This window comes from Pseudomonas mendocina (assembly GCF_003008615.1).
Taxonomy (GTDB): domain Bacteria; phylum Pseudomonadota; class Gammaproteobacteria; order Pseudomonadales; family Pseudomonadaceae; genus Aquipseudomonas; species Aquipseudomonas mendocina_C.
In genome coordinates, this window is record NZ_CP027657.1 from 1,495,242 (window position 1) to 1,517,842 (window position 22,601).

A 22,601-nucleotide genomic window follows, 5' to 3' on the forward strand; every position below is an offset into this window, starting at 1 on the left:
GTTGCCACCTGTTCAGAGATGAAGGCCGCCAGCGAGCACGGCAACGCTGCGCAAGTCGCGATACCAGCGCTCGACCGGGTGCTCCTGGGTAAAGCCATGGCCGCCGAGCAGTTGCACCGCGTCGGAGCCAATCTTCATCGCCTTCTCCGCACAGAGCAGGCGCGCCAGGTACGCCTCACGGCGAAATGGCAAGCCGGCCTCGGCACGTGCGCAGGCACGCCACACCAGCAAGCGCATGGCATCCAGTTCGATGGCGATGTCGGCGACCATGAAGGCCACACCCTGACGATGGCTGATCGGCTCACCGAAGGCTTGGCGCTCATTGCAGTAGGTCGTCACGTAGTCCAGCGCCGCCTGCGCCGAACCGACAGCCAGCGAGCACAGCGCCAGCGCGCTGCAATCGAGAAAGGCCTGAAAGTCGAAGCCCTCGCCAGCCAGCCGAGACTCGCGCGGTACCTTCACACCTTTAAGCTGAATGCGCGCCAGAGCGCAGGCCTTCAGCCCCATCGCAGGCTCGGCACGGCGGGTGACCCCCTTGCTCGCCGCATCGACGATGAACAACGCCGAGCCATCACCGGCCTGAGCACTGACAATCAGCTGACTGGCACTTAGACCGGCAATGACCAGCGCCTTTTCACCATCGAGCAGATAATGTCTGCCGCGCTTGCGTGCTCGCGTGGCTGGCTGACGCGTGTCGCTCAACACGCCCGGTTCGCTCACAGCCAGGGCGAAGGGCTGGCCCCCCTCCTCGCTGACGAAAGACGGCAGCCAGGCAGCCTGTTGCTCAGGTGATCCCCAGCGACGGATGCAGTTGGCGGCGGAAAGCGGCACCAGCAGCGCTGCAGCCAGGGAAAAATCTCCTTGCGCCAAGCTTTCGGCGATCAGCGCATTACTGAGTACAGTGCGCTCTCCGGCCAGCCCACCATGCGCCTCACCCACGCCATAGTGGGCCAAGCCCAGTTCACGCGCCTGATTGATCAATGCAGCAGGCACGCGCGCCTGAGCGTCTGCCTCGTGTGCAGCGGGACGCAGAACCTCCAGAGCGAAGCCCTGGAGCATGTCCACCAGCATCTGCTGTTCATCGGTCAGGGACAGGTCGAACAGATCATCCGCCGCCGGGCGGGCCTCGCGCGGCTTGCTAGCTGCCCGTCCTGCAGCCAGGCGAAAGCTGGCACGGCTACCGCTGTAGACGAGTTTTTCGAAGGATTTGCGTACCTTGAGGCGATCCGGCCAGTCGGCCTGGGCCAGTTTGCTCAGTACGCTCAGGGCCTGGCCCTGTACATCGACGGTCATGGCATCTCGCTCCACATGGGGGATGCCGTCGATGATGCGCCGCCCGCTGACGAGCGCCTATGACCCTCAAGACGCGTCGCAGCGGCAATCGGGTCAAGCCAGGGCAGGAAACGAGCAGGCTGAGCAGGACTCGTGACTTGCCCTGCCTTCTGTCACTTGCTGCGGATTTTCTCGACGATCGCCGTGGTGGAGCTGTTTGCCACCAGGCCAAGCACACGCACCTCACCACCGTAGGCCTGGACGATATCGGCGCCCACCACCTGGCCGATACCATAGTCACCACCCTTGACCAGCACGTCCGGCTGCACCTGCTTGAGCAGACGCTCGGGGGTGTCTTCACTGAAACTTACCACCCAATCCACCGCACCGAGGCCGGCGAGCACCGCCATGCGGCGGTCAACGGCGTTGATGGGGCGGCCTGGGCCTTTCAGGCGACTCACCGAGACATCATCGTTGATCGCCACGATCAATCGGTCACCCTGTGCACGCGCCTGCTCCAGGTAGGTCACATGGCCGGCATGGAGGATGTCGAAACAGCCATTGGTGAAGACGATCTTCTCGCCATGGGCGCGGGCGTCTTCGATGGCGATCAGCAATTGATCCAGGCTCAGTACGCCGCGCTCGGAACCTTCTTCGCGCTGTACCGCACGCCGCAGCTCCGGCGCGCTGATGGCTGCAGTACCCAGCTTGCCGACGACGATGCCGGCGGCCAGGTTGGCCAGGGCCACCGCCAGCGGCAGCTCCTCGCCCGCCGCGATTGAGGCGGCCAGGGTGGAGATCACCGTATCGCCGGCACCGGTCACATCGAACACTTCACGGGCACGGGCCGGCAGGTGCAGCGGCGCATGCTCCGGGCGCAGCAGGGTCATGCCGTGCTCGCCACGGGTCACCAGCAGGGCACCCAGTTCCAGCTCACGCATCAACTTGGCGCCCTTGCTGACCAGCTCGGCCTCGTCGGCACAACCACCGACGATCAACTCGAACTCGTGCAGGTTGGGCGTGATCAGGCTGGCGCCACGGTAGATGGAGAAGTCCTTGCCCTTGGGATCGGCCAGCACCGGAATGCCCTTGTTACGCGCCGCCTGGATCAGCGCCTGATGGTTCTGCAACGCGCCCTTGCCGTAGTCCGACAACACCAACACCTTGACCCCGTCGAGCAAGGCATCGACCTCACGCGCCAGAGCGGCGGTGTCGGTGTTGAACGGTTCCTCGAAGTCCATGCGCAACAGTTGCTGGTGACGGCTCATCACCCGCAGCTTGACGATGGTGGGTTGATCATCGATACGTTGGAAATGGGTTTCCACCCCCACACCCTGCAGGCTGGCGCTGAGGCTGTCGGCGGCTTCATCCGCACCCGTGACACCAACCAGCAGCGCTCGCGCGCCGAGCGCCGCAATATTCAGTGCCACGTTGGCAGCGCCGCCCGGGCGATCCTCGATCTGGTCGACACGCACCACCGGTACCGGCGCCTCCGGGGAAATCCGCGAAGTTCCACCATGCCAGTAGCGATCGAGCATCACGTCGCCCACCACCAGAACGGCGGCTTGGTCATAGCGGGGCATGGTCAGTTTCATGGCAGCTCCAGAAGGGGAGAAAAACGGGAAAAATCATAGCATGACGCATTCACTGCACCGCTCAACGCCGGCGCACCCAGAACAGCTCATGGCGGCGCACCGCCTTGCGGAAGAATTCATCCTGGCCGGTGGAGGGCCAACGGCGTCCCGCCAGGATCCGCTGGATCAGCCGGCGCAGGCGCTTCTTCAATGGCAACGGCCCCTGCAGATCATGCTGTAACCCAAGGGCCATGGCCTTGTCCAGTTGCCGCTCGGCATCCAGCGTCGGGCTCCACAGGCGATCAGCTGGCAACGCCGTGATCGCCGGTGGCAGGGCGATGCCGTTGCCTGCCGGGCCCATCGGCCAACGGTCGTTGTCATGCAGGTGGTTGGCATAGAGCAGCAGCGTATCCGGCTGCCACTGTGCGCGTTCGCAGGCCTCGAGCAGTGCACGAGTGCTGGCGACATGGTCGTGATGCGGATCCAGCTCCGGGTGCGGAGTCAACAGCACCTCGGGGCGGTAATGTTCGATCACGGCGACCAGATCAGCGACCAGGTTATCCCAGGTCGGCTGGCCATCGACGTCGGACGGCAAGGTGAACGGATTGTGGCGGCGCACGCTGCGCACGTCGCACTCCCCCGACTCACGCGAGCCGAACGGTGTTTGTGGCTGCTCAGCCATCGCCGGCAATTGCAGGCAGTAGTATCCGAGCTGTACGCAGCGCTGCTGCGTGACCCCGCCCCAGAGCGGCGCTGCCAGACTGTCCCAGGCCCGCAGACGGCCCTTCAGACGAGCGGCTGCGGCCTTGTCCAGGCCCAAGTGCTGGTAGTTCTCGGCTTCAATCTCGCCCTGAGTGAGGGTGACGATGGCCGCGCCGGGCGAACGGCTGTACTGGCCAAAGGCTGCCAGCTCGGCGTCATCGGCATGCGGCGCGATGATCAACATGCGCTGAGCGGCGAAATCGGGGTTGCGCATGGCATGCAGACGCAACTCGCCCTCGATACGGCAGAAGCGCGGTACGACGCTCAAACCGTCCGCCTGCAGCCCGGAGAGGTTGAGGTAGCGGCGCCCTGAAACACCGCGTTCGAAATCCTGGCGATCGTTGCCAAGTTGCACATAGGGGTCGAACCAGCGCCCCAGCCAAGTGGCTTTTAGCTGCAGCTCGAGGATCAGGGTATCGTAACCATCCAGATCGGCCTCGATCTGCAGCACACCCTGCTCGATACGACCCGGCACACTGAGGCAGTCCTCCGGGAAGTCGTAGCAGTAATTATCGCGCGGCGAATAGAACAGATGATCGGCGAACCACGCCTCGTGGGCCACCCACCCCAGCACCAGCAACACTGGCGGCAGCCACCAGGCGACGAACAGACCCGACATCAGCAGTGCCAGCAAGCCCAGCAGCAAGGCGATGCGCTTGTGGCGCCGATGGCGTTTGAGCAGTTGTTGCTTGCGTCCGTTCATGCGTTCACACCTGATAGACCGGTACCCGGTTACACCAGCGATCCTTGTATTCGCGGTCGGCGCGGCCGAACGAATAACGCAGCGGTTTGCCCAGCGCCCGCGCCTGCTCCCATTCGCTTTGCGTGTTGACGAAACTGAGTACGCTGCCGGGGCTGAACTCGCGTTGTTGCGGGTCGACGCCGCCGTTGATGTACTCCAGGCTGACCCACTGCGGCGCCTCGACGCGATAGAGCACCTGGATCGCTACAGGCTCGTCGTTGAGGTAGATCAGCGAGCCGGTCATGAACTCGCGCAACAAGCCGAATACCTCACCCAGGTGATCCTTACCGGTCGCCTCGAAGCCCCAACGGCGCAGGAACAGGTCGGCGTATATGCGCGCCTGTTCCTGCGGCGCCAGCTCCAGCATCGGCCGGATAATCCCCCCCGCCTCCTCCAGCAAACGCTGCTCACGGCGCTGGTTGTAGCGGAATTTCTTGCTGTACTGCTCGGGTTCACGCGCCAGCGCCAGCCCCTCGGGCTGCTCGCTGACGCCGATGAGTCGGGCTGCATGGAGTTCGGACAGATAGCGCACGCGATGGCGCAGCGGTACGTGCGCATCGGCAGCCAGCGGCAGGATGATCTCGGCATTGCCCAGATCGAACAGACCGCGTTTGCCTTGCTGCTTGAGCACATCCTTGGACAGGGCCAGATGCCGGCCCCAGGTCGGCATGGCGGCCTGGAGCTGGCCATCGACCTGCCAGCCGAGGTAGCGCACGGGAATGCCGGCCAGATCGGCCAGCCGCGCCACCACCTCGGGATGAGTCGCGACACTGCCGCCGAAACGAGTCCAGGCCTCGGCGTAGTCAGCAGCGGTAATCGGCGTCCAGCCGCGTTCACGCCAGAATCGTAGACGGCTCAGCATCAGACGCTCTGCTCAGCCACTACCGACTCGTCACCGTCCTCGAACTGCTTGGCATGCAGGCGCGCATAGTAGCCGTTCTGCGCCAGCAACTCGGCATGGCTGCCGCGCTCGACGATCTGCCCCTGATCCATCACCAGAATCAGGTCGGCCTTCTCGATAGTGGTCAGGCGGTGGGCGATGACCAGGGTGGTACGCCCTTGCATGACTTGATCCAGTGCGGCCTGGATATGCCGCTCGGACTCGGTGTCCAGCGCCGAAGTGGCCTCGTCGAGAATCAGCAATGGCGCATCCTTGAGCAAGGCGCGGGCGATGGCCAGGCGCTGACGCTGACCGCCAGAAAGCAATACACCGTTCTCACCGACCAGAGTGTCGTAGCCTTGCGGCATCTTCTCGATGAATTCGGCGGCATAAGCATCACTGGCTGCCTGCTGTACCGCTTCGAGCGGCGCGCCGGCCAGATCGCCGTAGGCGATGTTGTTGCGTACGGTGTCGTTGAACAGGGTGACGTGCTGGGTCACCAGGGCAATATGCCTGCGCAGGTTACGCAGGGTGTAGTCCTCGACATCCAGCCCATCGAGCAGAATCTGACCCTGCTCATGGTGATAGAAACGCGGAATCAAGTTAGCCAGGGTCGACTTGCCACTACCGGAACGTCCAACCAGCGCCACCATCTGCCCGGGCTCGGCGACGAAAGAAATGTTGTTCAGGACAGGTTTTTCCGAGCCGGGGTAGCTAAAGCTCAGATTCTTCACCTCCAACCGGCCACTGATGCGCTTGCGCTCCTGAGTGCCATGATCGACCTCCGGCTCCTCGTCGAGTTGCTCGAAAATGCTTTCGGCACCGGCGACACCCTTCTGAATCGTCGAGCTGACCTCGGACAACTGACGGATCGGCTTGGGCAGCAGACCGGCCAGCGTGATGTAGGCCACCAGATCACCTGCCGACGAATCACCACGCAGCCAGAGCACGAGGAACATCAACACCGCCATGGCGCTGTAGATCACCAACTGCAACGATGGCGTATAGACCGCACCGGTGCGCACCATCTTCAGTTGCTTGTTCTTGTTCTCCTCGCTGGCATCGAGGAATCGCTGCTTCTCGTAATCCTCGCCACCAAAGCTGCGCACCACACGATAGCCCTGGATACTCTCGGAGGTAACATGGGTGACATCGCCCATGCTGGTCTGGATCTTTTTGCTCTGCTTGCGGAATTTCTTGCTGGTACTGGTCACCATCAGCCCGATGACCGGCAGGATCGCCACCATTACCAAGGTCAACTTCCAGTTCATCCAAAGCAGCGTGGCGAACAGAAACACTACCGTCATGCCTTCACGCACCACGACCTTGATCGCATCGGTCGCCGCACCGGTGACCATAGTCACGTTGTAGGTAATGCGCGAGATCAGATGGCCGGAGTTGTGGTTGTCGAAGTAGCGATTAGGCAACGTCAGCAGGTTGTTGAACAGTGCGATGCGCAGATCCTGCACCAGCCCCATGGAAACCTTTGCCAGGTAGTAGTTACCCAAAAAAGAACCGATACCCTGCCACAACGCGATCAGTACGATCAGTAGTGGTACGGCTTGCAGTAGCTTGAGGTGGGCCAGCCATGGCGCATATTCCAGCATCCAGGGCACACCCGCGAACAGGCTGGCTTCCGGATTGGACAGCCCGTCGACGAAATACTTGAGGATGTAGCCCAGCATCGGCTGGGTGGAGGCGAAGATCAGGAACCCAACGATACTGATGGTGAACAGACCCCAATAGGGGATCACGTAGCGCAGCAATCGCAGATACACCTTCATGCTGGATTGCTGGTCGGAATTGGCCATTCGGCTTGCCTCGTACACTGGCAGGATTAGCAAGCGGCGGATTGTACCAGCACACTCTCGTTACGCACCTCAGCGCATCTAGGTTTTTCCAGCCCTGCCATGCGAAGCACCAGGAACAAAACGGTGAACTCAGCAGCTTGCTCGCAGCTGATCCGGCGAGGTGCATGCACGCTGGGTAGCAAGCGCCACGGCCAGCCCGATCGGCAACCAAGTCACAAACCACTCTGCTCGCGGGCTGCCCCAGAGACTGGCCGCATCAAACTGCGACGCAACAAAAGAAACCAACAGGCTACTCAACAGGATACGCCCCTCCCAGGTTCGCCTCTCACGCAAAGCGACCCTGAATGCCGCACCCCATAACCCAACCCAAAGCAGCAACCCCGGCAATCCGAGCTCAATCGCAGCATGGGTGAAGGCATTATGGGAATGATCGAATCCTTCAGGGAAGTTGTAGGTAAATACACGATACTCCGAACCGATCCCGAGTCCCAACCACGGATGCTGCAAGATCATCTGCACACTTGAGGCGAATATTTCCGGTCGAAAGGAAAGGCCGCGCTCAAGAATGAAGGGCATGAACATGACTGCCCCGATGACAGCCAAGACAGACGTCACCAAAGCGACCAGCCAGGCGACACGCCCCCCACTCCACAGCGGCATAGAAAGTGCGGACAACCCAAGTGCCAGCATGGCGCCACGGCTTTGCCCCAAAGCGACAAACATCATCAGAAAAATAATCAGGGCTCCCCATGCGACACGAGCCAAAGCAGTGTGAGGCATAAATTGCACCCCCCACAGGAGAGCCAAAGCCATAACATAGGCACCCAGAATGGGGTGACCGGCCTCCCCCACCCCTAATAGCCGCGCCTGTATTGGATTCATGTCGTGAACGTAGAACAGGTAGAAGCTGACCGGACAAGATAGTGCCAAGGCCACAAAACCCAACCCCAGACCTTTCCAAACAAAAGACGGGCGCACCGCCCCCAACACCAGAAAAAGCGCCAGAAACAGGCCTACATAAAGGACTCGCTTGATCTCTTTGAGCGGCTCCTCGGCCGCGGTCCAAGTTACGCTAAATGCAGCCCAGACCAGCAACATCAGCACCAAGCCCAGGAAAACCTTATTGTGCTGCCAGGACTGCAGCAGAGGCTTGCCCATCACCACCACTGCTGCGAGAGCGGGCAACCAGAGAAAAACGACCAGACCTTGCTGGTAGAGCTTGTTACTGGGCATCCAAGCGATGCCGAACAGAAACCACAGATAGCCAAGACAAAGGAGACTGACCAGCCATACGCTACGAACGCCTACCATTCTTACTCCATTAAGATGGGCCATCTCGCACGGCCATATATTGGGAGGGAGCTATTCTACATCGCTTAACGATGTTGGCCTGCCTGCAATGACTAACGCTACACAATTGATTTATCTGGCTTTTAGTGCGGCGATCGACCAACGTGAAGCCATGTGCAGCTCTGCAAGCACCCCGATGATCGCGATGCCGACTCCCTCAACCACTCCAAATCCTGGTTTCAGTGTCGTCGCCAAGCTATCGACCCTAGCAGACTCAACCCACACCATTTAAAGCGGTCGACGCCTGGCTCACCAAACATTGACAGTCCCCGCTAAGTGACGAGGCAATTTGGGCTATGCAGTTCCTGATTGATCATCTATCACGACTACCCTATCGGGGCAGACCAAACTACTGAACGGCCTGACGACCCATGACCCATGACCCATGACCCATGACCCATGACCCATGACCCTCGACAATTTTGCCGCGAACCTCTTTGCGGCTACCATACCGAGGGAAATTAGTTCGATCAGCCATGCGAAAGCATGTGGAGCGATCAGACGCTAACGAATGCTCAAGAACATCTCGGGCACATGCTCTTAACGAACGAGCAGGGAACCTGTCTCAACAGCCCACGTTTGAAACATTGACCGGCCAGCACTATTCGGCAATGCACTCTCATATACTCATCGCTCGCCAAGCCAACTGAACCGCTCACGAATTCATGCCCATCAAGACCAAACTGAGCAATGACCAGCTCGCCATCCTCATAGACGGTGCGAACGTACTGGAAGAGGACAGCCTAGGCCCCAAGGTCTACAAGCTATCGAATGGGAGCTTCCTCAAGCTCTTCAGGCGCAAGCGACTGCTCTCATCGGCCCTGATCAATCCATACTCGTATCGGTTCTGGCGCAATGCCATCCGCCTTACAGAGCTGGGTATTCCCACACTGACGCCACTAGAGCTCTACAAGCTGGCAGATAGCTCGTTGAGTGCTGTCCTATACCGTCCTCTAGAAGGGAAAACGCTCAAGGATATCTATCTGAGCAATCCCAGTAACTTCGAAAAATATTTGCCTGGCCTAGTCAAATTCATCCGCCATCTACATCGCAATGGCATCTACTTCCGCTCACTTCACTTGGGCAATATCGTACTCACTCCCCAAGGCACGCTGGGCCTAATAGATATTGCAGACCTGCGTTTTCAGCACCGGAGACTCTCGAAAGCGAAAGCCAGACGCAATCTCGCGCATTTCTCTCGCTTGCTGGAAAACCTGGGTATTGCCGAACAGTTCCCGCTCGCAGCGCTGACCTCGGGAGTGCTGGCAGACTAGCGCAGTAGGGCCCGATAAAAGCCTATAAAATGCTGCCATGTGCGTTCAGGCGCCATACCCGCCTGCTGGGTCTCAAGCAGAGCGCCGAGATCTCCTTGCAGATAGTGGCTCAGGGCGACCTCCCACGCTGCTTTATTACCTGCTTCCACCAGCCCAGCCCCGCCAGACAACTGCTCACGAAAAACCGGCAAATCTGTCGCCAGAACCGGCACCCCGGCGATCAGTGCTTCCGGCAGCACAAGGCCCAGCCCCTCCTGCTGAGAAGGAATGCAAAGCAGGTCGAACGCCCGGTAAAGACGAGAGGCATCCGGCTGGTACCCAACCAGGTGGACTTGACCTGCAACATCCAGGCGTCTCGTCAAAGCGACCAGCGCCTCACGTTCTGATCCCTCGCCTACAAGAACTAGATGATCACGAGGGTGCTCCTTCAGCCAACCAGAAACGGCTTCGATCAACAGGTCGAAACCCTTCTCGACCACCAACCGCCCGACTGCACCGAGAACACGCCCCTGCATGGGCAGCAGAAGTCCAAGTACAGCCTGCGCATCCTCTCGACTCAGCAGCGAAGCACGCAGCGCATCGGGCTCCAGGGCCATGCGCCCTCCGAGAACTTTACGACCGATTTGCCGTTCGAGATCAGCCGCCAAGGTTTCGGATACCGCAACCAGCTCCAGCCTGTCGGAGGGAAAGCACTGCAGCATCTTGGCCTCATCAGGCTTGAACTGCTTGTTGCCATGGAACAAAACAATGACGCGAGTGGACGTTTGCTCAAGCAACAACGGAAGGAGGTAGAACGCAACACCGATACCATCAAGTATTGCCAGTCTCGGATTCTGACCGGCTATCCATTTGGCCAATCGACGCCGATCAAACCACCGCTGACATGCAGCCATACCACGCCCCTTGAGGCGTTTAGAGGAAAGCCCGAGCTTAGAAACATCACCAACATCGAGGAGCGGACGAGCCTCGCCATCCTGCAGTATCAAGGTACTGACGGTAGCCTCCGCCTCTCTGAGTCGAAGAACTTCACGATGCACCTTATGCACGGAGCCGAAGGCAGAGCCACCGCTCCACATGACGTTCAGGATATCCATGTGAGCCTTGTATCAATCACTAGAGGCCGACTGTGCGTAGCATTCGCTGCAGCCAGGAGAGTGTTTGCCCTTGAGATAACGGAGGGCGCATGGCCTCGACGATCTGCTGCCCGATTGCACTAAAACCATAGCGCTGCTCGACGAGGCGCCGACCTGATTCCGCAATTGCAGTTGCTCTTTCCGGAGCGCCACGCAGCGCGTCGAGCTTCTCACGCAATTCGGCGACATTACGATACAGAACCAGATTTTCCATATCGACGAAGCCCAAAGCAGAATTTTCCAGAGCCCCGTGATCGTAGGCCAACAACACACAGCCACAGGCCATCGCCTCGAAGTTCTTGATCATGTATTCGCCCATTCCCACATCCGCACTCACGAAGAAACGAATACGGTTCAAGGTGTCGCAATACTCCTCGCCCGACTTGGTCTTGGTCACAAGCAAGTTTTCATGGCGCCCCAACTCATCCAGGAAAGCCTTGCGACCACTGTAAGCCACGCTCTTCGTGCTACCGACGAAGGCCAGCTCAATGTCACGCTCCCGCCCCTGATAGGACAACAAAGCCTGGTCATACCCCTTGGGAACGAAGCAGGCGTCGAAGCCCTCATCGCGAAGGCGCTGACTGACCCCGGCCCCAGAACTGATGATGCGCACCCAAGGCATGCGACGGTAGTGGGCACTGAACTTCCCCGTGTACTTGCACGGGATGTAGTTCTGATAGGCATCGTGCTCCAGAATCACCAGATTAGGCAGGGTGCGAATGAATCGCCACTGGCGCATTTCCTTCTTGAATCGCAGAAAGAAAAGAATCCTATCGTACTTCGAGATATCGACGTGCTCGTGGAAATAACGTTTCAGGTCGGCCTGCTCATCACCGCTTAGCCAACGGATATCGCAGCTATCGCACGCATCGGCAATGCCATCATATAGTCGATCCAGTATCGCTCTCTGTTCGGCTTGAACCAGAAAAAGCACTTTCAATCACACACCTCGAATACGATAGAAACCCCCTCTGAGCCATAGCCACAGAGCATTAAGACTCCGCCGGACGTCATTGAAATACTGAGTTCAAGGCTTACTATCCGGCATCCCAAGCAGCTCCGCCAAACGCTGTCGATGAATATCACTCAACACCCGGCTCCAGAGCTGAGCATTTAGATCCTCACCTTGCGGGATGGCTTTACGCCTCAACTCCTCGGCATACGCCCGACCGCAGGCCTGGGTGTAAGGATCGTCCAGCATGACGGCGGCGTAATACGCCAGCTTGGCATGCGAGCGAACTCGGGAAGGCAAGAAAAGACTTCGTAAGTGAAAATTCAGACGATGCCACCAGGTAGGCCTGGGTTTAACCGTTGGTAACTCGCGAACGGCTTGTACTGCCTCGGGCGAAAACGCCTCTCCATGACGCAGAAAGAATGCCGCGATCATATGACGCCAGTAGTTCTTCCCCGAGAAGTAATGCTTGACGATACCTTGTGCTTGCGCGGGCCGCCCCAAATGCCTGGCGGCGATGCCGACTGCGAACTGCTCGATGATGTGGATCTTGGGAACCATCGGATGCATCACATCGATCAAGGCCAGGGTGTCATCCATCAACCGAGAGGCATCTTCCTGAAAGCCCAGAACCCCTGAGTTGATCAGCAGCATCTGTTGATCGACCCCATGCTGTTCGGCCAGATATGCAGAGAGTACTGTATGCAATTCATCGCCCTCGTACTCTTTCCAGACGCCTTCGATTTCGTCGACAAGCCAAGGAGCATTTGCAAGACGCTCGAAGAGCTTCGCTGGAGCATCCAGAAAGAAGGTATCCGTATCGACGAAGATGCTCTGATCTGCGTAGGCCAATGCATCGCGAATAGCGGCTGCCTTGCGCCGATGCAAGTAGGCTGCGGGGCCTGTCCAGGCTGACAGGGTTTCCTCGTCGAGCCGCACCAGATCGACCGGCCAATCGCTGAACTGTGCTGGCTCATCGGTGTAGAGCAGGATTCGAGGGCAGGTGCCATGCGAATGGTACAGCGCGGAAAGGATGCTGTACTTGGCCTCCCTGTGATAATCGGGCTTTCCCCCGTAGACCAGATAGACCAACTGCCTGGATACGCGCTCAGGCATCACGACACACTCGACGGCATGATGCGCAAAACGCCTGGCAACGACCAGAAGCATGCATACCCCTTCTCATCCGAAAAATAAGCCTGCACACGCGGCAATCCTTCCTGCCCGGCCCCAGAGGTCGATGATGCCTGCAAACGAATGGCGAGGGCTTTATCGTCACCCAACGGGTATAGGGCGTCAGGTTCGCCAATCACCTCAGGCGCCCCACCACAGTCACTCGCCAGAACAGGTAACCCAGCCACCATCGCCTCCAGTAATACCATGCCGAACGGCTCGTGGTCGGAAGTCAGAGCGAATACGTCGAACGCTTTGAAGTAACGCCGTCCATTCGGCACCTGGCCGAGAAAACGCACCGACTTACTCACTCCCAGCTCTACTGCCAGCGCCTTAAGTGAGGATTCCAGACGACCAGTACCCATGATCACTAGCAAGCTGCCCACAGGCAGTTGCGGTAGCGCCTGAGCGAAGCCGCGAACCAGTGTGGCCTGATCCTTGTCAGGGTGTAGACGCCCTACATTGCCAACCACCCAGACGTCCTGAGGCAGCCCCAGGTGCTCACGAGCCGCCTCGCGGGAAACCTGCTCGACTTGCACCGCCTCTACATCGATACGGTTGTAGAGGGTTTCGATACGCTCGGCAGGCCAGCCAGGTAAACAGGCACGCATGTCGTCGCGCACGGCATTGGAAACACCGAGCAGCATCAGCCGCTTGCGAAAGAAGTTGGCGAACATTTGCCGCGAACGGCGCTTGTAGTCGCCGAAGGCGTGGTGCACGCCAATTACCGGCAGGTTGCTGCCCAGCAGGGCGACGTATATCGGCTTGAAGCGATGCGCGATGCACAAGGCAAAGTTACGCGATGCGGCGATGCGGCGAAAATCGCGGATCGCCCCCAGTTTCAGGCCGCGCACCTGGGCGCTGGAGTAGTCGAGAAATATCACCTCGTCGGAGGCCGAACCGCGCTCGACCTCCGACGAAGGAGCACCAGTCAGATAGACCGTGCAAACCTTGTAGGGCGTCCCCTTGAACAGCACGGCATACTGCCGTGCGCAATCCAGAAAGGGGCCGTCATAGCCATGGCAGAACTGCAGAACCCAGCGCTGTGCCTGGCCAGAGGGCTGCTCAGAGGCTGTCATACCAATCCTTGCCGTCCTTGACCACGAGAACGTCTTCCATGATCAGGTATTGCAGATCCGAGCCGTAGAACATGTTCAGCGCATCGGTTGGCGAGCAGATCATTGGTTCGCCACGGCGGTTGAGCGATGTGTTCAGCGACACGCCATTGCCGGTCAACTTCTCCAGCTCCAGCATCAGGTCGTACCAGCGCGGATTGAAGCGACGCTCCAGCACCTGGGCACGCGAGGTACCGTCCTCATGCACCACTTCGCCCACACGCTCCTTCCACTCATCGGTAACCTCGAAGGTGAAGGTCATGAACGGGCTCGGGTGATCCACCTTGAGCATCTTCGGCGCCACGGTGTCGAGCATCGACGGACAGAAAGGTCTCCAGCGCTCACGAAACTTGATCTGCTCGTTGATCCGGTCAGCCACACCCGGCACGCTCGGACAGCCGATGATCGAACGTCCGCCCAAGGCACGCGGGCCGAACTCCATCCGCCCCTGGAACCAGGCCACAGGATTGCCGTCGACCATGATCCTGGCGATACGCTCAGGCGTGTTGTCGATGCGCTTGAACACCGGCTGGTTCGGGTGCTTGGCACAAGCAGCGATGACGTCTTCGTTGGAATAGGACGGGCCGAGGTAGACGTGTTCCATCTTCTCGACCGGCACGCCACGCTGGTGCGAGACGTAGGCGGCGGCGCCCACGGCAGTGCCCGCATCGCCAGAGGCCGGTTGCACGAACAACTCCTTCACATCGTCGCGGGCGATGATCTTCTGGTTGAGCTTGACATTCAGCGCGCAGCCGCCGGCGAAAGCGATCTTGCCGGTCTCGCGCAAGATGTCGCCGAGGTAGTACTCCATCATCTGCAGCGCCAGCTTCTCGAACAGCGCCTGCATGCTGGCCGCGTAATGGATATAGGGATCGTCGGCGATGTCGCCTTCACGCTTCGGGCCCAGCCATTCGATCAGCTTGGGCGAGAAGTAGTAGCCCTTGCCGTTTTCCTTGTAGCGACGGAAACCGATGACGTTGGCGTACTCGGTATTGATGATCAGCTCGCCGTTCTCGAACTTGGCCAGGCGCGAGAAATCGTACTTGGCGGCGTCACCGTAGGGCGCCATCCCCATGACCTTGAACTCGCCATCGAGCATCTCGAACCCCAGGTACTCGGTGATCGCGCCATACAGGCCACCGAGCGAATCCGGGTCGTAGAACTCCTTGATCTTGTGGATCTTGCCGTTCTCGCCGTAGCCGAAGAAGGTGGTGGCATACTCACCCTTGCCGTCGATACCAAGGATCGCGGTCTTCTCCTTGAAGCCCGAGCAATGATAGGCACTGGAGGCGTGGGCCAAGTGATGTTCGACCGGCTCGATCTTGACCTTCTTCAGGTCGAAGCCCAGTTGCACAAGGCACCATTCGATACGCTTCTTGTAGCGCTTGTAACGGCGGTTGCCGAACAGGATCGCATCGAGAGCGCGATCCGGCGCGTAGGCGTAACGCTTGGCGTACTGCCAGCGGGCCTTCTCGAAGATGCTGATGGGCGCGAAGGGAATGGCGACCACGTCGACATCCGAGGGCTTGATGCCGGCTTGTTCCAGGCAGAATTTGGCCGACTCGTAGGGCATGCGGTTCTTCGCGTGCTTGTCGCGCACGAAGCGCTCCTCTTCCACGGCCGCGATCAGTTTGCCGTCGATATACAGCGCGGCGGACGGATCGTGACTGAGGGCGCCGGACAGGCCAAGAATGGTCAGTGCCACAGGTGTAAGCCTCTAATTCGGGCAGGTGCCAGGCACCTGCGGTAAACGTTGGTCGAGCAACTGGTGCAGAGCCGAGTCCGCCGGCCAGTTGCGTAGAAAACGGGCACGGTCGCGGGCATAGGCCCGAGCGAAACTGCGCGCACTGCGATGCTGCTGCATGGCATCCAGGTCGATCAACGACCAGGCATCCTGTGCGTCATCCCAGAACAGGTTGTGCCCCTTGAAATCACCGTGGCTGATGCGTTCGCGCAGCAGGGCAGCGAACAGACGATCCAGCGCCAACAACTCGTTTTCCGGGGGTGTCGCCTGTTTGTATGCCTCAAAACGCGCAATTATATCCTGCCCGCCGCAATAGTCGGTAATCAGGTACGCACGTCCACGCAGCCAGCACCAACGCCGCTCGATCACAGCCAACGGCGTTGGCGTGACGATGCCCAGAAGTTGCAGGCGATTGCCTTCGCGCCAGCTATGCCAGGCACGACTGGGCCGCCAGAAGCGCTTGAACCAGTGCAGCAGGTTCTTCACGTTGTAACGCTTGACCACCAGAGGCCGACCTTCCACCTCGACGCGAGCCACCGTGGCCGCGCCACCGGTCTTGTAGATATGCCCGGCGTCGATCCGGGCATCCAGGTCGGCCAATAGCAGCTGCAGCTCTGGCTCACGCTCACGACGCACCACGCGCAGGCCGAAGGCACTGATACGCGCCGCGAACAGGCTGCAGTCACGGGCTGTTTTCTTCAGGTAATCACGCAGACGCCAACGACGCACCTTGGCTATTTCGGCCTGGAGCATTTCCAGCGGCAATGCGTGCTCGCCATTGGCCAGCAGGTAGTGGATCAGCAGCTCTTCCAGGTAGGGATCCAGCTCGGCCGGCAACTGGGCGAAAAAGACCCCGAGGTTTTCCAGCACTCTTGCCCGCGACAGCGGCTGCCCGGCCGTTTCACAGCACACGCCTCCTCCGTCAATCAGGTATAGACGGCCCTCATGCCGAAGCAGGTTGTCCAGGTGCAGGTCGGCCTGCCAGAGGCCCCGAGTATGCATCTGCCCAATGGCCACCAGCGCTTCGGCCAACACGCTCTGCTGGGCGTCGCTCAGTAATGGTTCGCGAGCTGCCTCGTGCCAGGCATACCAGAGGCTCTGCGAGTTTTCCAAAAACTCGAACAGCAACCAGCCGCCCTGCCCGTCGATGAAACCTTGAGTCAGCAGTTCGGGCGTGACGAGCCCCTGGGAAGCCAGATACTCGGCGCCTTCACGCTCGCGCTGAAAGTGCCGCTGTGCCTTGTCGCCGACCAGCAACTTGGCCAGCACCGGACGGCCCTGCCAACGCGCGAGTGCAACGTAACGCTGCCCAGGCAGCACGCGCAGCAGGCGCTCCAACACAAGCGGATCGCCTGCCATAAGCAGTGTCAGTGGCATCTCCGGCGTGCGACCGGCCTGGCTCAATTCGCCCAGTTGCATCAGCGCGCCTCCTTGTTACGCTGCCGAACGCCAAGTTGCCGCCACCAGGCATCAACGTCGCCCCCATCCCCGAGGTAAGCCACCAGCAGTTCGCGCACCTCGGCCTCGCTCCAGATTCTGGCGCGGCGCAGCAGAGGCTCCAGGTCTTTGATCCGATCACGCCGCCCCAACAGCAATGGACGGGTTTTCTCCAGATCGATCAGTTGCGCCTCGAACGCACCTCCCTGCTCACGTAGGAAGATATGCTTGGGATAGAAACAGCCGTGCATCTGCCCAGCCTGGTGCAAGCAACGTGCAAGACCACCGCAGGCACGAAGGATGGACACATGCGCAGCACCGTCGAGTACAGACCATTGCGTCAGCCAGTGTTCCAGATCCTGCCACCCGTCCAGCGCACGAGTCAGCAGGACGGCACGACGCTCGCCCGGTAAACGGCGCTCGGCAAAGAACGCCGCCTGCAGGGCCGGTATGTTCAGCTCGGCATAACGGCGAATATTGCGAAACTCGCGCGCGAAGGTCGGTTCACCGAATGGATGCAGCAGGCTGCGCGTCAGGTGATTGCTTTGCCGCTTCAGGTAGAAGGCGCGCTCGCCCAACTCCAGGCGATAGACACTGCTCCAACCGCCACGCTCGGTGTTGGGCTCATCCACTGCTTCCAGTTTCAGTGCCCACAGCGCATCGAAACTGGCGAGCCCGTGACGCTCGAGCAGGGCGCGATCCTGCTCCGCGATGAAGTCACTCATTCGCGGCCCTCGAAAAATTTAAGTATCTGCAGAACACGTCGTTTGTCACCGTTACTCAAGCGGCTACGCCCCCGATACTGCAGATAGAAACGCAGGCGCTGCGTCCTCGACAGCACGCGCTTGGCCACCTTGTCGAGACAGGCCAGATCCTTGACGATGCGGTAGCGCAGTAGCGCCCCCCACCAGAAACTGCCGGTGGGGCAATCGATGAAAAACAGCTCGGCCTTTTCATTGACAAGCAGATTGCGCCACTTCAGATCATTATGGGTGAAGTGGTGGTCATGCATCGCTCGCGTGCCCTTGGCCAACTGCTGGCTGATGACCTGAACCCATCCCCGATCTGCCAAACGCAGATCCTGACGGTTGGCGATTTCAGCTAGATCGACGGTATCTTCCAGCTCGCGCGTTACCAGCGCACCACGCACGAATGCTCCGGCCTTGCGCTCAAGACCATGAGCGACGATCGGTGCTGTCGGGATGCCCCACTTGGCGAACAACTTGAGGTTCTGCCACTCGGCCTTGACCCGTGGCCGCCCCAGGTAGCGGCGCAGACCTTTACCAGCCCCCCAGTAACGCTTGACGTAATAGCGAACCCCATCGATTTCCACCCGGATGACTTCGGACAGAGGATCGGAGGTCAACCGCTCACCTTGCAATTGGAAGACGGACTCAAGGCTACCGAAAGCGCTCAACAAGGAACCGCTGACGTCATGTTTCCACGCCGACATGGCTAAGGCCTCGCCACGGCGGGGAACTCGCGCAGAACACGCCCGAGCGGAATGAAGGGACGCCAGATCGTTTTACCCATCCACTTGAATGTGAAAACAGGACGAACGACCTGGTTCAACGTATTAAAACCCGGACGCCAGGTAAAATCTGGACGGCGCCGGGTGATGGTGAACGTGCGCAAGCCAAGCAGTGATCCTAGATGGCCGCCCCCCGAATCGTTACTGATGACGACCGAGCAGGTCCGCAAGTAGTCGACCAAGCCCTTGAGGTCTGCAAAGGCGTGCACGATAAAACCGGGATACTGCGATTGCAGTGCTCCCTGTTCTGGCAAAGTTCCCACGAACTCCACCAGCCAGCCTCTCGCCACCAGGCTAGCGGCAAGGCGCCTGAAACCTCGGGCTGAGTAGTTCTTGCTGGCATGGGGTGTGGTTGGAAAGATTACCACGCGCCGATCGGCATCCTTTGCCGCGTCCGGCAATGATTGGAAACCGGCAGGCGTCGTGGACACATCAAGCCCAAGTACCTCGGCGGCATAGAGATCAATCCATTGCACCATGGTTTTGCCGGCCTTGGGATCACGACAGATCACATTATGCCCCCCCGGAACGGGGCGCCCCTCCAGCAATACGGCACGATGGTCAAGCTGGTATCGGGCAGGCAATTTCTTGCCCGCCAGGTAGGCAACGTTATCGAGGGCTGGATCGCTTGCAGAACCTGGGTTTTCCACGTACCAGTCGATGGCACAGATCACCAGATCATGGCGTTCAGCCAACGCTGGCACATCAGGCTTGGCCCCCCCGATAACGTCTAACCCTGGGAGGTAATCACGCAGAGCAAACAACGACCCAGACGCCAACACAACCTGAGCCCCGACGGCCTGCAAACGCCAGGCGAGCCAGAGAAACAACGTGGTATCTCCAAGTGCCGGACAAGGCACAAGCGCCACCTTCATACCCGCGCGAATCAATGCCTTGTTTTCCAACATTTACAGTCGATCTCCATAACGCTGCTTACGCTCATACAGTTTCGCCGCCTTGCGCTCCAGCCAGGCGAGCAGGCTCGCCTCCTCGCGCAGTACCTGGCGCAGCGGACGTTGGAAGTAGGTGCGCAGAAAGCGCAGCTTGTCGCGGCGGGTCAGGCCGATGTCCAGTGCCGAGAAGTACAGACCGGCCAGATCCTTGTCACGCCAGCGGCGGGGCACTGCGTCTCGTACCTGGGCACGATGCAGGTCGATCACCGACAGGCGCAGGTCACTGGCCTGGATCGGCCGGTCGGTATGCAGCAGGAAGTGGCAGATGTAGCAGTCACGGTGATTGACTCCGGCACGGTGCATGCCGCCGGTCATCTGCGCCACTTCACGGATCAGCGACCATTTGAGCGCCGGTTTGGGCGGCTGTTGAGCCCAGCTCAGGCTGAGTTGCTCCAGGTCGACGGTCGGCGCCAGCTCTTCGGTGACGATGAACGAGTGCTGACGCGCTGGATTGGAGCCGCGCTCGCCATAAGCCACCGCAGTCATGGTCGGCACACCGGCCTTAGTCAAGCGCTGGATCGCTTGCCACTCCTGCGCAGCACCAAGCACCGGAGCCTTGGCGGTCAGCAGGTTCTTGACGATCTCGCCCCAGCCGATGCCGCGGTGGATCTTGACGAAGTAGCCACGCCCATCGACTTCGGTGCGCAGGGTACGGCGGCCTTCCAGCTCACGGTAGACCTGGCCTTGCAGCGCCTCGACGGCCTCGAAGGCATCGCGCCCCGCCCACAGGTGCTTGAAAGGTTCGGCGAGGATCAGCTTCACGTGCGCCTCTCCGCGAGGATCACATCGGCAGCCTTCTTCGGCATCGAATACAAGTCAGCACTGTCGGCGTAGGCCAGCCCATTGCGCCCCCAGAAAGCGCGCTGCTGCGGGTCGGCCAGCATCTCGGCCAGAGTACGGTTGAGCTGCTCCTGCTCGAAGGGACTGGGCAGCACGCGACCGCAGTCGGCATCGGCGATGTAGTGCGCGTAGCCACACACATCGGTGACCAGTACCGGCAGGCCGGACACCAGCGCCTCCAGCAACACCGTACCGGTGTTCTCGTTGTAGGCCGGATGGATCAGCAGGTCGGCGCCGAGCAGGAAACGCGGGATGTCGCTGCGACCCTTGAGTATCTGCACCTGATCGGACAGGCCCAACGCCTTGATCTGCAGCAGGAAGGGCTTGGGGTCGTCCTGGCCGATGGTGATCAGCCGGGTGCGCTTGCGCAGTTCGCGCGGTAGAGAGGCCAGCGCCTTGAGGCTGCGATCCAGGCCCTTGGTCTTGAAGCCGGAGCCGATCTGCACCAGCAGCAGGTCATTCTCGGCCAGATCGAACTCGCGACGGAACTCGGCGCGAATTTCGGCAGCATTGGCCGGTGCGCGACGATCCTGGGCGATGCCCGGCGGCAGCAGGTGGAAGCGCTGCAGCGGAGTCTTGTAGTGTTTGACGAATAGCGGCTGCTGCACTTCGGAGATCATCAGAATCTCGGTCTTCGACTCCGGCGCGAACACCGCGCGCTCGTACTCGGCGAAGTGCTTGTAGCGCCCCCAACGACGGTAAATCGGGTTGCGCAGGGTCTGCGCCTTGTCCTCGAAACAGCCGTCGGCCGCGTAGTAGACATCCAGGCCCGGCATCTTGTTGAAGCCGATGACCCGGTCGACCGGGTCGCGCTTCAAGTCGGCCTGCAGCCAGGCACTGAACTTCTCGTTGCGGCGATGGTTGAACAGCGCCCGCACCGGCACCACGCGCACGTCGAAGCCGCCGGGGTTTTCCCCTTCCCAGATCGGCGTGTAAACACGAATGGCATGACCACGCGCCTGGCATTCGAGGGCGATGCGCATGAAATCGCGCTGTAGTCCGCCGAACGGGAAGTATTTGTAGAGAACGAAGGCCAGTTGCATAGCCGCTCCTTAAAAGGTGCCGGGAGGCGCGAGCAGCAGCGCCTCCAGTTCCAGCCCGACGCGCTCGGCGCCGAGACCATCGAAGCAGGGCTTGTCACGGCCACCGCTGCCGGCGCCCGGGCCACTGGCACACAGGTGAATCTGGCTACGGCCATAGGCGCCCACCTTGCCGGGCAACGTCGGGCCATACAGAGAAATATTGGGTACATCCAGCGCAGCGGCCAGGTGGCCGAGCCCGGTGTCGACGGAAACACAGGCGCTGGCACCAGCGATCACCTTGGCCACGCCGGCCAGGTTCAGCTTCGGCAGCACGGCGGCATGAGTCAGGCCGGCAGCGATGCGCTCGGCACGCGCCTTCTCTGTCTCGTTACCCCAGGGCAGGCGCACGGCCCAACCCAGCTCATCCATGCGTTCAGCCAGGGCACGCCAATCGGCTTCAGGCCAGTGCTTGCTGGCCCAGGTGGTGCCATGCAGGAACACCAGATACGGCTGCGCGGCGACATCCATCATCGCCGCACGGTTGAGGCCGTAGTCACCGGCGCCGGACGGCAGCATATAACCGAGCGCCTTGGCGAACAGCTGGCGCACACGCTCCAGCGCGTGCTGATCCTTGGCAACTGCGTAGCGGCGGTCGTAGAAACGACTGGCCAGCGGCTCACGCGCCGAATCGCGATCCAGCCCCGCCACCGGTGCCGACACGTAGCGCGTCAGCCAGGCACTCTTGAGCAGGCCCTGGGCGTCGATCACCAGGTCATAGCGGGTTTCCCGCAGGCGTTGCTTGAAACGCGCCCACTCGCCACTACGCCAGGTGCGCAGTGGATGCTTACGCCAGCGGCGAATGGCCACCGGAATAACCTGGGACACCGCCGGATGCCAGGACGGAATTTCGGCGAAGCCTTCTTCCACCACCCAATCGAAACGGATACCGGGAATGGCGCGAGCCGCGTCGGTCAATGCCGGCAGGGTATGCACCACATCGCCCAGCGACGAGGTCTTGATGATCAGCACCCGCAAA

General features: G+C 60.3%; 19 protein-coding genes. 1 reads left to right on the forward strand and 18 read right to left on the reverse strand.

The window, feature by feature from the left end:
* Window positions 1-12: 12 nt before the first annotated feature.
* The 6 genes from C7A17_RS06930 to C7A17_RS06955 all read right to left on the reverse strand — a co-directional run bounded on the left by C7A17_RS06930 (window position 13) and on the right by C7A17_RS06955 (window position 8,352).
* A complete protein-coding gene (locus tag C7A17_RS06930) occupies window positions 13-1,293 on the reverse strand; it encodes an acyl-CoA dehydrogenase family protein (protein ID WP_106737331.1) in 1,281 nt (426 codons plus the stop codon).
* 152 nt (window positions 1,294-1,445) lie between these two features.
* Complete coding sequence (hldE, locus tag C7A17_RS06935) at window positions 1,446-2,867, reverse strand: bifunctional D-glycero-beta-D-manno-heptose-7-phosphate kinase/D-glycero-beta-D-manno-heptose 1-phosphate adenylyltransferase HldE (RefSeq protein ID WP_106737332.1); 1,422 nt, start codon at window positions 2,865-2,867, stop codon at window positions 1,446-1,448.
* A 61-nt stretch (window positions 2,868-2,928) separates the two neighbouring features.
* On the reverse strand, window positions 2,929-4,311 hold the full coding sequence (locus C7A17_RS06940) for a PIG-L deacetylase family protein (protein WP_106737333.1): 1,383 nt from the start codon (window positions 4,309-4,311) through the stop codon (window positions 2,929-2,931).
* 4 nt (window positions 4,312-4,315) lie between these two features.
* Entirely contained in the window at window positions 4,316-5,212 is an 897-nt protein-coding gene (locus C7A17_RS06945; RefSeq protein ID WP_106737334.1) for a GNAT family N-acetyltransferase, read from the reverse strand.
* Window positions 5,212-7,041 (reverse strand): lipid A export permease/ATP-binding protein MsbA, encoded by a 1,830-nt coding sequence (msbA, locus tag C7A17_RS06950; protein WP_106737335.1) that lies wholly within the window; start codon window positions 7,039-7,041, stop codon window positions 5,212-5,214. The genes C7A17_RS06945 and msbA overlap by 1 nt, the downstream gene beginning before the upstream one ends.
* A 129-nt stretch (window positions 7,042-7,170) precedes the next feature.
* On the reverse strand, window positions 7,171-8,352 hold the full coding sequence (locus C7A17_RS06955; RefSeq protein ID WP_158704645.1) for an O-antigen ligase family protein: 1,182 nt from the start codon (window positions 8,350-8,352) through the stop codon (window positions 7,171-7,173).
* 704 nt (window positions 8,353-9,056) lie between these two features.
* Here C7A17_RS06955 and C7A17_RS06960 point away from each other — a divergent pair.
* The gene (locus C7A17_RS06960; protein ID WP_106737337.1) at window positions 9,057-9,665 is read left to right on the forward strand and encodes a BUD32 family EKC/KEOPS complex subunit; all 609 of its coding nucleotides are present in this window, start codon (window positions 9,057-9,059) and stop codon (window positions 9,663-9,665) included.
* On the opposite strand, the gene C7A17_RS06965 is transcribed toward C7A17_RS06960, so the two are convergent.
* The 12 genes from C7A17_RS06965 to rfaC form a co-directional block, all read right to left on the reverse strand.
* Window positions 9,662-10,759, reverse strand: a complete 1,098-nt coding sequence (locus C7A17_RS06965) for a glycosyltransferase (RefSeq protein WP_106737338.1) — start codon at window positions 10,757-10,759, stop codon at window positions 9,662-9,664. The genes C7A17_RS06960 and C7A17_RS06965 overlap by 4 nt on opposite strands.
* A 19-nt stretch (window positions 10,760-10,778) precedes the next feature.
* On the reverse strand, window positions 10,779-11,738 hold the full coding sequence (locus tag C7A17_RS06970) for a glycosyltransferase family protein (protein ID WP_106737339.1): 960 nt from the start codon (window positions 11,736-11,738) through the stop codon (window positions 10,779-10,781).
* An 87-nt stretch (window positions 11,739-11,825) separates the two neighbouring features.
* On the reverse strand, window positions 11,826-12,920 hold the full coding sequence (locus tag C7A17_RS06975) for a hypothetical protein (RefSeq protein WP_158704646.1): 1,095 nt from the start codon (window positions 12,918-12,920) through the stop codon (window positions 11,826-11,828).
* Window positions 12,866-14,002: a glycosyltransferase gene (locus C7A17_RS06980; protein WP_106737341.1), complete on the reverse strand. Its 1,137-nt coding sequence runs from the start codon at window positions 14,000-14,002 to the stop codon at window positions 12,866-12,868. The genes C7A17_RS06975 and C7A17_RS06980 overlap by 55 nt, the downstream gene beginning before the upstream one ends.
* The gene (locus C7A17_RS06985; protein ID WP_106737342.1) at window positions 13,989-15,743 is read right to left on the reverse strand and encodes a carbamoyltransferase family protein; all 1,755 of its coding nucleotides are present in this window, start codon (window positions 15,741-15,743) and stop codon (window positions 13,989-13,991) included. Before C7A17_RS06985 ends, C7A17_RS06980 begins: the two co-directional genes overlap by 14 nt.
* Window positions 15,744-15,755: 12 nt before the next feature.
* Complete coding sequence (locus tag C7A17_RS06990) at window positions 15,756-17,201, reverse strand: lipopolysaccharide kinase InaA family protein (protein WP_106737343.1); 1,446 nt, start codon at window positions 17,199-17,201, stop codon at window positions 15,756-15,758.
* Window positions 17,201-17,944, reverse strand: a complete 744-nt coding sequence (locus C7A17_RS06995) for a lipopolysaccharide kinase InaA family protein (RefSeq protein ID WP_106737344.1) — start codon at window positions 17,942-17,944, stop codon at window positions 17,201-17,203. Before C7A17_RS06995 ends, C7A17_RS06990 begins: the two co-directional genes overlap by 1 nt.
* Window positions 17,941-18,672 carry a lipopolysaccharide kinase InaA family protein gene (locus tag C7A17_RS07000; RefSeq protein ID WP_106737345.1) on the reverse strand — a complete coding sequence of 244 codons (732 nt, stop codon included), beginning with the start codon at window positions 18,670-18,672 and terminating at the stop codon, window positions 17,941-17,943. Before C7A17_RS07000 ends, C7A17_RS06995 begins: the two co-directional genes overlap by 4 nt.
* 2 nt (window positions 18,673-18,674) lie before the next feature.
* The gene (locus tag C7A17_RS07005; protein WP_106737346.1) at window positions 18,675-19,658 is read right to left on the reverse strand and encodes a glycosyltransferase family 9 protein; all 984 of its coding nucleotides are present in this window, start codon (window positions 19,656-19,658) and stop codon (window positions 18,675-18,677) included.
* Window positions 19,659-20,465, reverse strand: a complete 807-nt coding sequence (gene rfaP / locus C7A17_RS07010; RefSeq protein WP_106737347.1) for a lipopolysaccharide core heptose(I) kinase RfaP — start codon at window positions 20,463-20,465, stop codon at window positions 19,659-19,661.
* On the reverse strand, window positions 20,462-21,586 hold the full coding sequence (locus tag C7A17_RS07015) for a glycosyltransferase family 4 protein (RefSeq protein ID WP_106737348.1): 1,125 nt from the start codon (window positions 21,584-21,586) through the stop codon (window positions 20,462-20,464). Before C7A17_RS07015 ends, rfaP begins: the two co-directional genes overlap by 4 nt.
* Window positions 21,587-21,595: 9 nt before the next feature.
* A complete protein-coding gene (gene rfaC, locus C7A17_RS07020) occupies window positions 21,596-22,600 on the reverse strand; it encodes a lipopolysaccharide heptosyltransferase RfaC (protein WP_106737349.1) in 1,005 nt (334 codons plus the stop codon).
* Window position 22,601 lies beyond the last annotated feature (1 nt).

Bases quoted from the DNA above. Each gene is read 5' to 3' on its own strand.
- C7A17_RS06940 (WP_106737333.1), bottom strand. From the start codon at position 4,311: ATGAACGGACGCAAGCAACAACTGCTCAAACGCCATCGGCGCCACAAG.
- msbA (WP_106737335.1), bottom strand. From the start codon at position 7,041: ATGGCCAATTCCGACCAGCAATCCAGCATGAAGGTGTATCTGCGATTG.
- C7A17_RS06945 (WP_106737334.1), bottom strand. From the start codon at position 5,212: ATGCTGAGCCGTCTACGATTCTGGCGTGAACGCGGCTGGACGCCGATT.
- C7A17_RS06975 (WP_158704646.1), bottom strand. From the start codon at position 12,920: ATGCTTCTGGTCGTTGCCAGGCGTTTTGCGCATCATGCCGTCGAGTGT.
- C7A17_RS06980 (WP_106737341.1), bottom strand. From the start codon at position 14,002: ATGACAGCCTCTGAGCAGCCCTCTGGCCAGGCACAGCGCTGGGTTCTG.
- C7A17_RS06955 (WP_158704645.1), bottom strand. From the start codon at position 8,352: ATGGTAGGCGTTCGTAGCGTATGGCTGGTCAGTCTCCTTTGTCTTGGC.
- C7A17_RS06965 (WP_106737338.1), bottom strand. From the start codon at position 10,759: ATGGATATCCTGAACGTCATGTGGAGCGGTGGCTCTGCCTTCGGCTCC.
- C7A17_RS07015 (WP_106737348.1), bottom strand. From the start codon at position 21,586: ATGCAACTGGCCTTCGTTCTCTACAAATACTTCCCGTTCGGCGGACTA.
- C7A17_RS06995 (WP_106737344.1), bottom strand. From the start codon at position 17,944: ATGAGTGACTTCATCGCGGAGCAGGATCGCGCCCTGCTCGAGCGTCAC.
- C7A17_RS06930 (WP_106737331.1), bottom strand. From the start codon at position 1,293: ATGACCGTCGATGTACAGGGCCAGGCCCTGAGCGTACTGAGCAAACTG.
- C7A17_RS06960 (WP_106737337.1), top strand. From the start codon at position 9,057: ATGCCCATCAAGACCAAACTGAGCAATGACCAGCTCGCCATCCTCATA.
- C7A17_RS07000 (WP_106737345.1), bottom strand. From the start codon at position 18,672: ATGTCGGCGTGGAAACATGACGTCAGCGGTTCCTTGTTGAGCGCTTTC.
- hldE (WP_106737332.1), bottom strand. From the start codon at position 2,867: ATGAAACTGACCATGCCCCGCTATGACCAAGCCGCCGTTCTGGTGGTG.
- C7A17_RS07005 (WP_106737346.1), bottom strand. From the start codon at position 19,658: ATGTTGGAAAACAAGGCATTGATTCGCGCGGGTATGAAGGTGGCGCTT.
- C7A17_RS06990 (WP_106737343.1), bottom strand. From the start codon at position 17,201: ATGCAACTGGGCGAATTGAGCCAGGCCGGTCGCACGCCGGAGATGCCA.